This window comes from Enterobacter sp. SLBN-59, from assembly GCF_024807915.1.
GTDB lineage: Bacteria > Pseudomonadota > Gammaproteobacteria > Enterobacterales > Enterobacteriaceae > Enterobacter > Enterobacter asburiae_B.
This window is the reverse complement of record NZ_JANUFI010000001.1, coordinates 1,282,526-1,296,768: the sequence shown is the minus strand read 5'-3', so window position 1 is coordinate 1,296,768 and position 14,243 is coordinate 1,282,526. Positions and strand designations below refer to the sequence as shown.

The window sequence follows — 14,243 nt, the reverse complement described above, 5'->3', positions numbered from 1 at the left end:
CAGGAGTAAGTCATGGCCTTTTCTCAAGCGGTCAGCGGCCTGAATGCTGCGGCCACCAACCTGGACGTCATTGGCAACAACATCGCCAACTCCGCGACCTATGGTTTTAAATCCGGTTCTGCTTCATTTGCGGACATGTTTGCCGGTTCCAAAGTCGGCCTGGGCGTGAAAGTTGCGGGCATCACTCAGGACTTTACCGACGGTACCACCACCAACACTGGTCGTGGTCTGGACGTTGCTATCAGCCAGAACGGTTTCTTCCGTATGGTCGATTCCAACGGTTCTGTGTTCTACAGCCGTAACGGCCAGTTCAAGCTGGACGAAAACCGTACGCTGGTTAACATGCAGGGCATGCAGCTGACGGGCTACCCGGTAGCTGGAACGCCTCCAACCGTTCAGACCGGTGCAAACCCTCAGGCGATTACTATCCCGAATACCCTGATGGCGGCGAAATCAACCACCACCGCGACGCAGCAGATCAACCTGAACTCAACCGATCCCGTTCAAACTGCCCCGTTCGATGCGACCAACCCGGATACCTATAACAAAAAAGGGACCGTGACCGTATTTGACAGCCAGGGTAACGCCCACAACATGTACGTCTACTACGTGAAGACGGCCAACAATAAATGGGATCTTTACACTCAGGACGGCAGCGTTGCGGGTTCTACAGCAGCAAAAGCGGCGCAGATGAACTTTGATGCGAACGGTAACCTGGCGGGTGTCTACAACTACGACGCTGCGGGTGTACTGAGCGCAACGCCAAACGCCACGCCGGCCATTAACATCACCACGGGTTCTGTCAGCGGTGCGACGGCGGCGACCTTCTCCCTGAGCTTCCTGAACTCCATGCAGCAGAACACCGGTGCAAACAGCGTTGTGGCAACCAATCAGAACGGCTACAAGCCTGGCGACCTGGTGAGCTACCAGATCAACGACGATGGCACCGTGGTGGGCAGCTACTCTAACGAACAGTCTCAGGTTCTGGGCCAGATCGTGCTGGCAAACTTCGCGAACAACGAAGGCCTGAAATCGGAAGGCGACAACGTCTGGTCTGCCACTCAGTCCTCCGGCGTGGCGCTGCTGGGTACCGCAGGCACCGGTAACTTCGGCAAGCTGACCAACGGCGCGCTGGAAGCTTCCAACGTGGATATGAGTAAAGAACTGGTGAACATGATCGTCGCGCAGCGTAACTATCAGTCGAACGCGCAGACCATCAAAACCCAGGACCAGATCCTCAACACGCTGGTTAACCTGCGTTAAGCGGCTAACAGGAAAGCGCAATGGATCACGCAATATATACCGCGATGGGCGCGGCAAGTCAGACGCTCAATCAGCAGGCCGTTACCGCCAGCAACCTGGCAAACGCCTCTACGCCAGGCTTTCGTGCGCAGCTTAATGCGCTGCGCGCGGTGCCGGTTGAAGGGCTTTCCCTGCCGACCCGTACGCTGGTGACGGCATCAACCCCTGGCGCAGATATGACGCCTGGGCAGATGGACTACACCTCGCGCCCGCTGGACGTTGCCCTGCAGCAGGACGGCTGGCTGGCGGTGCAAACGGCCGACGGCAGCGAAGGCTATACCCGTAACGGCAATATCCAGGTGAGCGCGACGGGCCAGCTGACGATTCAGGGTCATCCGGTAATGGGGGAAGCGGGTCCGCTGACCGTGCCGGAAGGCTCTGAGCTGACTATCGCCGCGGACGGTACCATTTCGGCGCTGAACCCGGGCGACCCGGCCAATACCGTTGCGCCCGTCGGACGTCTGAAGCTGGTGAAAGCGGAAGCCAAAGACGTGCAGCGCGGCGACGACGGCATGTTCCGTCTGACCCAGGCGGCGCAGGCGACGCGTGGTGCCACGTTACAGGCCGATCCGAGCATCCGCGTGATGTCCGGCGTTCTGGAAGGCAGCAACGTCAAGCCGGTCGAAGCCATGACCGACATGATTGCCAGCGCCCGTCGTTTTGAAATGCAGATGAAGATCATCAGCAGCGTGGATGAAAACGCGGGCAAGGCTAACCAACTTCTGGCTATGAGTTAACAGGACTCCTTATGATCAGTTCTTTATGGATCGCGAAAACTGGCCTGGACGCCCAGCAAACCAATATGGACGTGATTGCCAACAACCTGGCAAACGTGAGCACCAATGGTTTCAAGCGTCAGCGTGCCGTTTTCGAAGATTTGCTTTATCAAACTATCCGTCAGCCGGGCGCGCAGTCTTCTGAACAGACGACGCTGCCGTCGGGTCTGCAGATCGGTACCGGTGTTCGTCCGGTGGCCACCGAGCGTCTGCACAGCCAGGGCAACCTGTCTCAGACCAACAACAGTAAAGACGTGGCAATCAAAGGCCAGGGCTTCTTCCAGGTGCAGCTGCCTGACGGGACCTCTGCCTATACCCGCGACGGTTCGTTCCAGGTCGATCAGAACGGCCAGCTGGTGACGGCGGGCGGTTTCCAGGTTCAGCCTGCGATTACTATCCCGGCGAATGCCCTGAGCATCACCATCGGACGTGACGGTGTGGTCAGCGTGACCCAGCAGGGACAGGCCGCGCCGGTTCAGGTCGGGCAGCTCAACCTGACCACCTTCATGAACGATACCGGTCTGGAAAGCATTGGTGAGAACCTCTACACCGAAACGCAATCCTCCGGTACGCCGAATGAGAGCACCCCGGGCCTGAACGGCGCGGGCCTGCTGTACCAGGGTTATGTTGAAACGTCCAACGTGAACGTGGCGGAAGAGCTGGTGAATATGATCCAGGTCCAGCGCGCGTATGAAATTAACAGTAAAGCAGTGTCGACGACCGACCAGATGCTGCAGAAACTGACGCAACTCTAAGGTGTAGCCCGGTGCGGTAAACGCCGCACCGGCTCCCTGTTTTCGAAGATGAAGGCAATGCAAAAAAACGCGGCGTTTCGTTATCCGATACTGACTGTTCTGGCTGTCACCCTCAGCGGGTGTGCTTTGATCCCGTCTAAACCATTGGTCCAGGGTGCGACGACTGCCCAACCCGTTCCTGGCCCCGCGCCAGTGGTAAACGGCTCCATTTTCCAGACCGCGCAGCCGATTAATTACGGCTATCAGCCGCTGTTTGAAGATCGCCGCCCGCGTAACGTCGGCGATACATTGACCATTGTGCTGCAGGAAAACGTCAGCGCGAGCAAGAGCTCGTCGGCGAACGCCAGCCGCGATGGCAAAACCAATTTTGGCTTCGATACCGTGCCACGCTATCTCGAAGGGCTGTTCGGCAACGCGCGTGCTGATGTGAACGCGTCCGGCGGTAATACCTTTAACGGCAAAGGCGGCGCGAACGCCAGCAACACCTTCAGCGGTACGCTGACGGTCACGGTTGACCAGGTACTGGTTAACGGCAACTTGCACGTTGTGGGTGAAAAACAGATCGCCATCAACCAGGGCACTGAATTCATTCGCTTCTCGGGCGTGGTTAACCCTCGCACCATCAGCGGCACCAACACCGTTCCGTCCACCCAGGTGGCGGATGCGCGCATTGAGTACGTCGGTAACGGCTATATCAATGAAGCGCAAAATATGGGTTGGCTGCAGCGCTTCTTCCTTAATTTATCGCCGATGTAAGCGAGGTGACCCATGTTTAAATCGATCTTCGCCGTGGCGCTCGCGCTGGTGGCAACATTTGCCCAGGCTGACCGTATTCGCGACCTCACCAGCGTTCAGGGCGTTCGTGAAAACTCCCTGATTGGCTACGGCCTGGTGGTCGGTCTGGATGGTACCGGTGACCAGACGACCCAGACGCCGTTCACCACCCAAAGCCTGAACAACATGCTTTCCCAGCTCGGCATTACCGTGCCGGCGGGAACCAACATGCAGCTGAAAAACGTGGCCGCGGTAATGGTCACTGCGTCCTACCCGGCGTTTGCGCGTCAGGGGCAGACCATTGATGTGGTGGTCTCCTCAATGGGTAACGCCAAAAGCCTGCGCGGCGGTACGCTGCTGATGACTCCGCTGAAAGGCGTTGACAGCCAGGTCTATGCGCTGGCGCAGGGGAACATTCTGGTTGGCGGTGCGGGGGCATCCGCAGGCGGAAGCAGCGTGCAGGTGAACCAGCTGAACGGTGGACGTATCACCAACGGTGCGATCATTGAGCGTGAACTGCCGACCCAGTTTGGCGCGGGCAACACCATCAACCTGCAGCTTAATAATGAAGACTTCACCATGGCGCAGCAAATTGCCGATACCATCAACCGCAGCCGCGGCTACGGTAACGCAACGGCACTCGACGCGCGCACCGTGCAGATCCGCACCTCCACCGGCAGCAGCAACCAGGTGCGCATGCTGGCGGATATCCAGAATATGGAAGTGAACGTTCCGGTCCAGGATGCGAAAGTGATCATCAACTCCCGTACCGGCTCGGTGGTGATGAACCGGGAAGTGTCGCTGGACAGCTGTGCCGTGGCGCAGGGTAACCTTTCCGTGACGGTAAACCGTTCCGCGAACGTGAGCCAGCCGAATACGCCATTTGGTGGCGGTCAGACGGTGGTGACGCCGCAAACGCAGATTGATATGCGTCAGAGCGGCGGGTCGCTGCAGAGCGTTCGCTCCAGCGCCAACCTGAACAGCGTGGTGCGCGCCCTGAACGCCCTGGGCGCAACGCCGATGGATCTGATGTCCATTCTGCAATCCATGCAAAGCGCGGGCTGCCTGCGCGCCAAACTGGAAATCATCTAATGCTGACCGATAGCAAACTGTTGACCAGTGCAGCCTGGGACGCCCAGTCGCTCAACGAACTGAAAACCAAAGCAGGCAAAGACCCGGCGGCGAATATCCGCCCGGTCGCCCGCCAGGTGGAAGGGATGTTTGTACAGATGATGCTGAAAAGCATGCGTGAAACCCTGCCGAAAGACGGGATGTTCAGCAGTGATTCAACGCGTCTCTACACCAGCATGTATGACCAGCAGATTGCGCAGCAGATGACCGCCGGTAAAGGCCTCGGTCTGGCTGACATGATTGTGAAACAGACCGAAGCCGCGCAGGGCATTCAGCCTCAGGAACAGACGCAGCAGGTGCCGATGAAATTCGACCTGGAAACGGTGACCAGTTATCAGAACCAGGCTCTGACGCAAATGGTGCGTAAAGCGATGCCAAAAGCCACGGGCAGCGGCGATGAGCCGCTCTCCGGTGACAGCAAAGACTTCCTGGCGCAGCTTTCTCTGCCCGCGCGCCTTGCCAGCGAACAGAGCGGCGTGCCGCATCACCTGATTCTGGCGCAGGCCGCGCTGGAGTCGGGCTGGGGCCAGCGTCAGATCCGCAAGGAAAACGGCGATCCGAGCTTCAACATCTTCGGCGTGAAGGCCACCTCCAGCTGGAAGGGGCCAACAACGGAGATCACGACCACCGAATACGAGAACGGTGCGGCGGTGAAGGTCAAAGCAAAATTCCGCGTCTACAGCTCCTATCTGGAAGCATTGTCCGACTACGTTGGCCTGCTGAGCCGCAATCCGCGTTATACCGCCGTTACGCAGGCGGCGACGGCGGAGCAGGGCGCTCAGGCCTTACAAAACGCGGGCTACGCGACCGACCCGAACTATGCGCGCAAGCTCACCAGCATGATCCAGCAGCTGAAATCCATGGGCGAGAAGGTCAGCAAAGCCTATAGCACAGATATTGAAAATCTGTTCTGAAAGTTCTCAAGTCCCGGTGGAGGTTGCCGATAACCTTCATCAGGACTCGTGTCTGAACGTATAAAAGGAACCCCCATGTCCAGTTTGATTAACAGCGCCATGAGTGGCCTCAGTGCCGCGCAGTCGGCACTCAATACCGTCAGTAATAATATTTCAAGCTATAACGTGGCAGGTTACACCCGCCAGACCACGGTGCTGGGTGCATCTAACAGCACGCTGACCGGCGGTGGCTGGGTAGGTAACGGGGTTTATGTCTCCGGTGTCCAGCGTGAGTATGACGCCTTCATCACCAACCAGCTGCGCGCCGCGCAGACGCAGAGCAGCGGTCTGACGACGCGCTATCAGCAGATGTCAAAGATTGACGATGTGCTCTCCGATACCACCAACTCGCTTTCCACCACCCTGCAGGACTTCTTCAAAAGCCTGCAAACCCTGGTGAGCAACGCGGAAGACCCGGCAGCACGTCAGACTGTGCTGGGTAAAGCGGGCGGTCTGGTCAATCAGTTCAAAACCAACGATCAGTATCTGCGTGACCAGGATACGCAGGTCAATACCGCGATTGGGACCAGCGTGTCTCAGATCAACAACTATGCCAAACAGATTGCGAACCTGAACGATCAGATTTCCCGTCTGACCGGCGTCGGTGCGGGCGCATCGCCTAACGATCTGCTCGACCAGCGCGATCAGCTCGTCAATGAGCTGAACAAAATCGTGGGCGTGGAAGTCTCCGTGCAGGATAGCGGTACGTTTAACATCTCTCTCGGCAACGGTTACAGCCTGGTGCAGGGCAGCAAAGCCAGCCAGCTGGCGGCCGTGAAGTCTAGCGCCGATCCCGCTCGTACGACTATCGCCTACGTCGATGACGTGGCGGGTAATATTGAGATCCCCGAGAAATTTATCACCACCGGTTCTTTGGGCGGTTTACTGACCTTCCGCACGGAAGATCTGGATAAAGCGCGTAACACCCTGAACCAGATGGCGCTGGCCTTTGCCGATGCGATGAACACGCAGCATGAAGCCGGTTTTGATGCGAACGGTGATGCGGGCGGTAAGCTGTTCAACTTCGGTTCTCCGGCGGTCCTGTCCAACAGCAAGAACGGCGGCTCTGCCGTTGTTACGGCTTCTGTGGCGGACAGCAAACAGGTCCAGGCGACAGACTATAAGCTGCAGTTTAACGGCACTGACTGGACGGTCACCCGCACGTCAGACAAAACCAGCTTTACGATGAGCCCGGATGCCAGCGGCAATCTGTCGTTTGATGGCCTTAACGTCAACGTGAGCGGCACGGCAAATACCAAAGACAGCTTTACCGTGAAGCCTGTTTCCAACGTCATCATGAACATGGATCTCGCGATCAGCGACGAGTCCAAACTGGCGATGGCATCTGTGCAGAACGGCGGCGAAAGTGACAACCGTAACGGCCAGAAACTGCTCGATCTGCAAAACGGCAAAGTGGTGGGGGGGAACAAAACCTTCAACGATGCGTACGCCTCTCTCGTCAGTACCGTCGGTAGCTCAACGGCGTCACTGAAGGTGAGCAGCCAGACGAAAGCCAACGTGGAAACGCAGTTAATCAAGCAGCAGCAGACCATCTCTGGGGTAAACCTCGACGAAGAGTATGGCAATTTGCAGCGTTATCAGCAGTATTACCTGGCCAATGCCCAGGTGCTACAAACTGCCAGTACGCTCTTCGATGCAATTATCAACATTCGTTAAGGTTGAGGTGAACAATGCGTATTAGCACCCAGATGATGTACGAGCAGAACATGCGTGGGATCACCGATTCCCAGAGCAGATGGCTGAGCTACGGTGAGCAGATGTCCACCGGCAAGCGCGTCAATCGTCCTTCGGACGATCCTATCGCCGCGTCGCAGGCCATCGTTCTGTCACAGTCTCAGTCGCAAAACAGCCAGTTTGCGCTCGCGCGTACCTTTGCAACGCAGAAGGTCTCGCTGGAAGATAACGTGTTAACCCAGGTCAACACCGCGATCTCAAGCGTGCGCGAGAAGCTCGTTTATGCGTCGAACGGCACATTAAGCGATGACGACCGTCTTTCTCTGGCAACCGATATTCAGGGGATCCGCGATCAGCTGATGAACCTGGCCAACACGACGGATGGTAATGGTCGTTTTATCTTTGCGGGATACAAAACCGAGAGCGCACCGTTTGATGCCGCGACCGGGGATTACAACGGCGGCGCTGAGGCCATCACGCAGCAGGTTGATACGGCGCGAAATATGACCATCAGCCATACCGGCCAGCAAATTTTCGAAAGCATTACCAGTAATGCGGAACAGCTGCCGGGCGGTGGATATGGCCAGACCAACATGTTCAAAATCCTGGATTCTGCTATTGCCTCGCTGAAGACACCGATTGAGAACGATCCGGCTGCCGCAACGGCGCAAAGCCAGGTGATTGCCAATGCGCAAATCGGCATCAAAAACTCCCAGAACAATGTCCTGACGGTCGTTGCGGATGTGGGAACCAAGATGAACGAGCTGGAAAAACTCGACACGCTGGGTGATGACCGCGCGCTGGGTCAGACCAAGCAGATGAGTGACCTGGTGGATGTTGACTGGAACGAAGCGATTTCCTCTTACACCATGCAGCAGGCGGCCTTGCAGGCGTCTTATAAAGCGTTTAGCGATATGCAGGGCATGTCTCTGTTCCAGCTGAACAAATAACATCTTGACCTCTTGGAACATGTCTTGAAACTGGGCATGTTTTACTGCCCAATCCGTCTGGATTGGGCATTTTTTTTATGCAACTTCTGCTGATGCGGAGGTGACTCGTGCGCTTTCTATCAGACGGATTGCCAGCGCAATGACGCCACAGACCGTCGCCAGCGCGACCACGCCCGTCCAGCCGGCCAGCGAGTAGATATTGCTGCCTAACGCGGAACCCAGCGCCATCCCGATAAAGACCACCGTAAAGAGCAGGGCGTTGAGACGACCGCGCGCCTGCGGTTCAAGACTGTATACCAGGTTCTGGTGAGCGACCAGGCTGGACTGCAGACCCAGGTCGAACCCGACGGCGGAGATGGCGATCAGAATCAGCTGTCCATGAACGCCCAGCGCGGGCATCAGGAACATCAGGGCGAATGAGACGGTCACAAGAACGGCACCAATCTGCGTGACTTTTCCTGCGCCCAGTTTGTCTGCCAGACCCCCTGCCAGCGGGGCAGCTAACGCACCGGCGGCACCTGCAATACCAAATCCTCCCGCTACAGCGCTACCCAGGTGATAGCGTTCCAGCAGCATGACCGCAAGCGTAGACCAGAAGGCGCTGAAGGCAATCGACAGGAAGCCCTGAGCCAGCGCCGCACGGCGCAGCGCCGGATAGCGACGCCACAGATGCTCCATTGAGCGCATCAGCGCGGGGTAGCTCAGCGTGGAGTGAATGGCAAAACGGGGAAGCACAAACCACATCATCACCCCGACGAACGCAATGCTCGCCGCTGCCAGCTGGTACATGACGCGCCAGCCAAACGCTTCGCCCACCACGCCGCTCACGGTTCTGGATAATAAGATACCCATCAGCAGCCCGGTCATTACCGTACCCACGGTTTTCCCCTGTTTACCTTCCGGCGCAAGGATGGCCGCGGCAGGGACGATATCCTGTGCCATGGTGGCGGCCATGCCGATGAGCAGGCTGGCCAGCAGCAGAGAGTGGATCTGCCCGGTCAGGCTACAGCCGAGAAGAAACAGCGCCAGCGCCGCACTTTTTATCAGGATTAACGTCCTGCGGTCGTGGCGATCGCCGAGCGGGAGCAGGAACAGGATCCCCAGGGCATATCCCGCCTGGGTGAGCGTCGGAACCATGCCCATTCCTTCGATACTCAGATGAAGGTCTGCGCCCATCAGCGGCAGCAGAGGCTGGGCATAATAGATAGATGCCACGCTGAAACCTGCACCGATCGCCAGCATTAAGATTACCCAGCGGCTCACGGCATGGGCGGCGGTTGTTGTGTTCATAAGATGTTCCTCATTCGTCGTGTGAGGCTATTTTTTATCAGTACGCCTTGCGACGGTAGCGGGCCCGGTGGTAAAACGCTTATACGTTGAACGTATAAGTGAAAATGCGATGAAAAGAGCTGAGCGTATAGACAGGGTGGAGCTAATGCGGACGTTTGTTCGCATTGTGGAGGCGGGCTCCCTCTCAGCGGCGGCGCGGCAGCTGGCCACTACCCAGGCCACGGTAAGCAGACGGTTACAGTCGCTGGAGACCATGCTGGGCGTGCGCCTGATATTGCGCACCACCACACGACGCGGCTGACGGATGACGGCGAGCGCTGCTATCAGCACGCCCGTCGGGTGATTGACAGCTGGCTGGCGCTGGAAGATGAGGTGGGGCAGACGGAAGATGAGCCGGTAGGCGTGCTGCGGGTGCGCGCTCCGCACGCGTTTGGTCAGGATCAGCTTCTGAAACCCGTAACCGAGTTTTTGCAACGCTATCCCCAGCTTTCGATTGAGTGGATGCTCAACGATCGGTCAGCGGACTTCCTCGGCGACAACCTTGACTGTGCGATTCGGGTGGGCGTGGAAGTCGATCCGGCGACCGTGTCCGTGCTGCTGGCCGAAGTGCCGCGCTCGGTAGTGGCTTCACCGGCGCTGCTGGCCCGTTTCCCGACAGTTACCACGCCGGAGGATTTGCAGCAGTTTCCCTGGATAGCGATCAGCTCATTCTACCAGCGCCATGTGGAGCTTTTTCACGATGCATCACCCGCCACCGCGCGGATTGCTATTACGCCACGGCTGAGCACCGACAGCCTGTATGTCGCACGTAACACGGCGCTCACCGGCCTTGGCGTGGCGGTGGTATCCAGCTGGACGGTACAGGATGATATTCGGGAAGGTCGGCTGGTGCATTTGCTGCCAGAGTGGCAGCCAGCGGCGTTACCGGTGCATCTGGTTTACCCCTGGTCCCGCTATTATCCGGCACGCTTGCGGCGTTTTCTGGAGTTGATGCGCCAGGTCATGCCGGAGGTCACCGGGATGAGAAAGCCCGTGCAGCAGCCATAAAAAAAGCCGACCATAAGGTCGGCTTTTTACTTTCAGCGTCGTTATTCGAAAGACTGCGGACGCGTTGCCGGTGCAGTTGCCTGATGCGTTGCACTGTGGCCGCCTGCAGCGCCTTTACCGTCGAAGCTGAATGCCGGGCGTACCCAGTCGCTGTGACGCGGGGCTTCCGGCACGTAATCCGGCGCCGGGGCGCGCGTCATTGGTGCTGTCGCCACGTGGGCTGCGGCTGGTGCAGAAACAACCGGCTCAGGTTTCACCTCTGGCGCTTTCGCTTCTTCGACAACCGTTTCAACCTGAATCTCAACGTCCTGAACGACTTCTTCAGTGGTGGTTTCAACCAGGGTTTCAGCGGTGTCTTCCACTGCGGCTACAGGTTCAGCCTCTTCAGCCACTTCCTCAGCCACCACGGCATCTTCTTCGGCGATAAGCTGCGGTGCGGCATCAACCGGCGCGGCAATCACTTCTGGATGGGTGGTTTCAACTTCCACTGCGTGAGGTGCTTCAGCTTCAACAACCTCAGGTTCAACAACCTCAGGTTCAACCACGGTTGCCGCTTCAGTCACGACAGCTTCTACCGCGGCTGCTGGTGCAATCACCTCTTCGGTTACAGGCTGTTCTTCAACAACCTGCTCCGGGCGAGCAACCGGGTAGCGGATCCAGACTTTGCCGGAGGCCATTTCTGGCGAAGCACAGGCAATAGTCAGCGGCATTGGCGACTGAGTCGGGTAACGCTCGTCACGATAGCGACGACGGCGCTGGCCGCTGACGCGCAGATGACGTGGAGAACGACGTGAACGGCGCGGCATACCGGCGTTATCACGGTTTTCACCGTTATCATCCTGCTCAACGTTGTTTTCAACGACCGCTGGCAGGTCAACTTTTGCCACTTGTGTACCGGTTGCGATCTCGCTGGTTTCAACCGCGATAGCGCCTGACTCTTCGGTTGCTTCAGAGGCGAAGCGAACTTTCTGAGAAAGCTGGCGCTGCTTACGACGCGGCATAACCTGAGTACGTTCTTCCTGCTCGCCGTCCTGCTGTTCAACAGGCTCTTCGCGGTTCAGGTTTTTGACTTCCTGCTGTGCCTGACGCTTCTCGTCGTTACGGCGACGGCTGCGTTCACGGCGCGGCTGCTGGTCGTCACGCTGTTTGCTCTTCTCAGACTCATCGCCCGCCTGCTGGCGAATTTCACGATCTTCAACATTCGGCTGTTGTTTCTCGCGACGGTTGCGGCGGTTGTCTTCGCGTTGCTCACGGCCTTCGCCATTCTCAGAGCGGTTGTCACGGTTGTCACGACGCTCGCTGCGGTCATTGCGATCGCTGCGGTCGTTACGATCGCGGCGGTTGTTCTGACGCTTGCGACGATCCTGCTGACGCTCTGGCTTGGCTGCTTTTGGCTCTTCTTTCGGCTGCTCTGGCTGAACTTCTTCTTCAGCAAACATCTTCTTCAGCGCGCCAAAGAAGCGGCTCAGCAGACCCGGTTGCGCCGGCTGAGCTTTCGCTACCGCGGCTTCTGGTTTCTGCGCTGCAGGTTTGGCCGCAGGTTTTTCCAGGGCTGCTTCCGGTGGTGCTTCAGGCATGATGAAGGTCGCTAATGCAGGCTGCTCTGGCAGTTTGCGCTCGGCTGGCTCTTCATCGGAAGGCAGGGACATCTCTTCTTCATGCAGCTTCGGCAGCAGGTAGCTGAGGGTGGTCGTCTCTTCGCCCTTACGCACGCGCAGCACGTGATAGTGTGGGGTCTGCATCTGATCGTTTGGCACGATGATGCAGCGAACGCCACCCTGACGCGCTTCAATCGCACTTACCGCTGCACGTTTTTCGTTAAGCAGGTAAGAGGCAACGGGCACCGGCACAATAGCGTGAACCTCTTTGGTGTTCTCTTTCAGCGCTTCTTCTTCAATCAGACGCAGAATGGAGAGGGACAGAGATTCGTTATCACGCACGGTACCGGTGCCGGAGCAGCGCGGACAAACGTGATGGCTGGACTCGCCGAGAGACGGGCTCAGACGCTGACGGGACATCTCCAGCAGGCCAAAGCGTGAAATATGGCTAATCTGGATACGCGCCCTGTCCTGACGCACCGCTTCGCGCAGACGGTTTTCAACCGCACGCTGGTGGCGTACCGGGGTCATGTCGATGAAGTCGATAACAATCAGACCACCCAGGTCACGCAGGCGGAGCTGGCGGGCGATTTCATCAGCGGCTTCGAGGTTAGTGTTGTAGGCAGTCTCTTCGATATCGCCACCGCGCGTTGCACGCGCGGAGTTGATGTCGATAGCGGTCAGCGCTTCAGTGGTATCGATAACGATAGAACCGCCGGATGGAAGACGCACTTCACGCTGGAAGGCGGACTCAATCTGGGATTCGATCTGATAGTGGCTGAACAGCGGGATTTCACCGGTGTACAGTTTAATTTTGCTGGTGAAATCCGGACGACCCAGCGCGGCGATGTGCTGGCGTGCCAGCTCAAGCACTTTCGGGTTATCGATCAGAATCTCACCGATGTCCTGACGCAGATAATCACGGAAGGCACGCACAATAACGTTGCTTTCCTGGTGGATCAGGAACGGAGCGGGGCGGCTTTCGGCTGCTTTCTGAATGGCTTCCCAGTGCTTCAGACGGAAGCTCAGGTCCCACTGCAGCGCTTCGGCTGATTTGCCAACGCCTGCGGTACGCACGATAAGCCCCATGCCATCAGGCAGTTCGAGGCTTGCCAGCGCTTCTTTCAGCTCGGTACGGTCATCACCTTCGATACGGCGAGAGATGCCACCCGCACGCGGGTTGTTAGGCATCAGAACCAGATAGCTCCCTGCCAGGCTGATAAAGGTGGTCAGTGCGGCACCTTTGTTGCCACGCTCTTCTTTATCAATCTGAACGATAACTTCCTGACCTTCACGCAGAACATCTTTGATGTTTGGGCGGCCATGGGCGTTGTAGTTTGCGGGGAAATATTCGCGGGCGATTTCTTTCAGAGGGAGGAAACCATGACGCTCAGCACCGTAATCGACAAATGCAGCTTCAAGGCTTGGTTCAATGCGGGTGATTTTACCTTTGTAAATGTTCGCTTTTTTCTGTTCGTGTCCAGGACTTTCGATATCCAGATCGTACAGGCGCTGCCCATCCACAAGGGCGACACGCAACTCTTCTTGCTGAGTTGCGTTGATTAACATTCTTTTCATCGTAACTTACTCGTTATTCTTACATTGACGACAAAGCTGCGGGCAAGGTGACGCTTTCCGGGGTATGAACCGATGGCCTCGTGTCTGTTCACGTCGCCAACCTCACGGTTGTCGCTCGCTTAAGAGGCGCAGAGTGTCGGTTGCCTGTATTTCATACGGAAACACAGCGCAATTATCAGGGGAATTGCCTGGGTAGAACTCTCCAGAGAACAATCCTTATACCGGGAAGTACTGCAACCCGCAGCCCGCTAACTGCCTGAAAGATCAATACGTCTTACGCCATTGCTGCGTGGATGATCGGTCAGACAAAATTGGTCATTCCGTCAACATCCTTACTTAACCAGGATTTAACACGGAAAACAGCCTCATTATTCCACTGCTCGCCGGGTTATAG

Annotated in this window: 10 protein-coding genes and 1 pseudogene; 9 read left to right on the top strand and 2 right to left on the bottom strand. The window is 57.4% G+C overall.

The window, feature by feature from the left end:
• Positions 1-12 precede the first annotated feature (12 nt).
• The 8 genes from flgE to flgL all read left to right on the top strand — a co-directional run bounded on the left by flgE (position 13) and on the right by flgL (position 8,336).
• Positions 13-1,263: a flagellar hook protein FlgE gene (gene flgE, locus M2422_RS06125; RefSeq protein ID WP_064672275.1), complete on the top strand. Its 1,251-nt coding sequence runs from the start codon at positions 13-15 to the stop codon at positions 1,261-1,263.
• A gap of 20 nt (positions 1,264-1,283) precedes the next feature.
• Positions 1,284-2,039, top strand: a complete 756-nt coding sequence (locus tag M2422_RS06120; protein ID WP_033145205.1) for a flagellar basal body rod protein FlgF — start codon at positions 1,284-1,286, stop codon at positions 2,037-2,039.
• Positions 2,040-2,050: 11 nt separating this feature from the next.
• Positions 2,051-2,833 (top strand): flagellar basal-body rod protein FlgG, encoded by a 783-nt coding sequence (gene flgG / locus M2422_RS06115; protein WP_008500810.1) that lies wholly within the window; start codon positions 2,051-2,053, stop codon positions 2,831-2,833.
• Between the two features lie 57 nt (positions 2,834-2,890).
• The gene (gene flgH, locus M2422_RS06110) at positions 2,891-3,589 is read left to right on the top strand and encodes a flagellar basal body L-ring protein FlgH (RefSeq protein WP_024909015.1); all 699 of its coding nucleotides are present in this window, start codon (positions 2,891-2,893) and stop codon (positions 3,587-3,589) included.
• Positions 3,590-3,601: 12 nt separating this feature from the next.
• The gene (locus M2422_RS06105) at positions 3,602-4,699 is read left to right on the top strand and encodes a flagellar basal body P-ring protein FlgI (protein ID WP_029740346.1); all 1,098 of its coding nucleotides are present in this window, start codon (positions 3,602-3,604) and stop codon (positions 4,697-4,699) included.
• Positions 4,699-5,652, top strand: coding sequence for a flagellar assembly peptidoglycan hydrolase FlgJ (flgJ, locus tag M2422_RS06100; RefSeq protein ID WP_023311141.1), 954 nt, complete (start codon positions 4,699-4,701; stop codon positions 5,650-5,652). The genes M2422_RS06105 and flgJ overlap by 1 nt, the downstream gene beginning before the upstream one ends.
• 75 nt (positions 5,653-5,727) lie before the next feature.
• A complete protein-coding gene (gene flgK / locus M2422_RS06095) occupies positions 5,728-7,368 on the top strand; it encodes a flagellar hook-associated protein FlgK (RefSeq protein ID WP_064672276.1) in 1,641 nt (546 codons plus the stop codon).
• A gap of 14 nt (positions 7,369-7,382) precedes the next feature.
• Complete coding sequence (gene flgL, locus M2422_RS06090) at positions 7,383-8,336, top strand: flagellar hook-associated protein FlgL (RefSeq protein ID WP_033145208.1); 954 nt, start codon at positions 7,383-7,385, stop codon at positions 8,334-8,336.
• Between the two features lie 75 nt (positions 8,337-8,411).
• Here flgL and M2422_RS06085 read toward each other — a convergent pair whose 3' ends face one another.
• Complete coding sequence (locus tag M2422_RS06085; protein WP_033145209.1) at positions 8,412-9,626, bottom strand: MFS transporter; 1,215 nt, start codon at positions 9,624-9,626, stop codon at positions 8,412-8,414.
• Positions 9,627-9,735: 109 nt separating this feature from the next.
• Here M2422_RS06085 and M2422_RS06080 point away from each other — a divergent pair.
• A pseudogene (locus M2422_RS06080) lies at positions 9,736-10,673 on the top strand (LysR family transcriptional regulator).
• Between the two features lie 41 nt (positions 10,674-10,714).
• Here M2422_RS06080 and rne read toward each other — a convergent pair.
• On the bottom strand, positions 10,715-13,849 hold the full coding sequence (gene rne / locus M2422_RS06075; RefSeq protein WP_064672278.1) for a ribonuclease E: 3,135 nt from the start codon (positions 13,847-13,849) through the stop codon (positions 10,715-10,717).
• Positions 13,850-14,243: the final 394 nt, after the last annotated feature.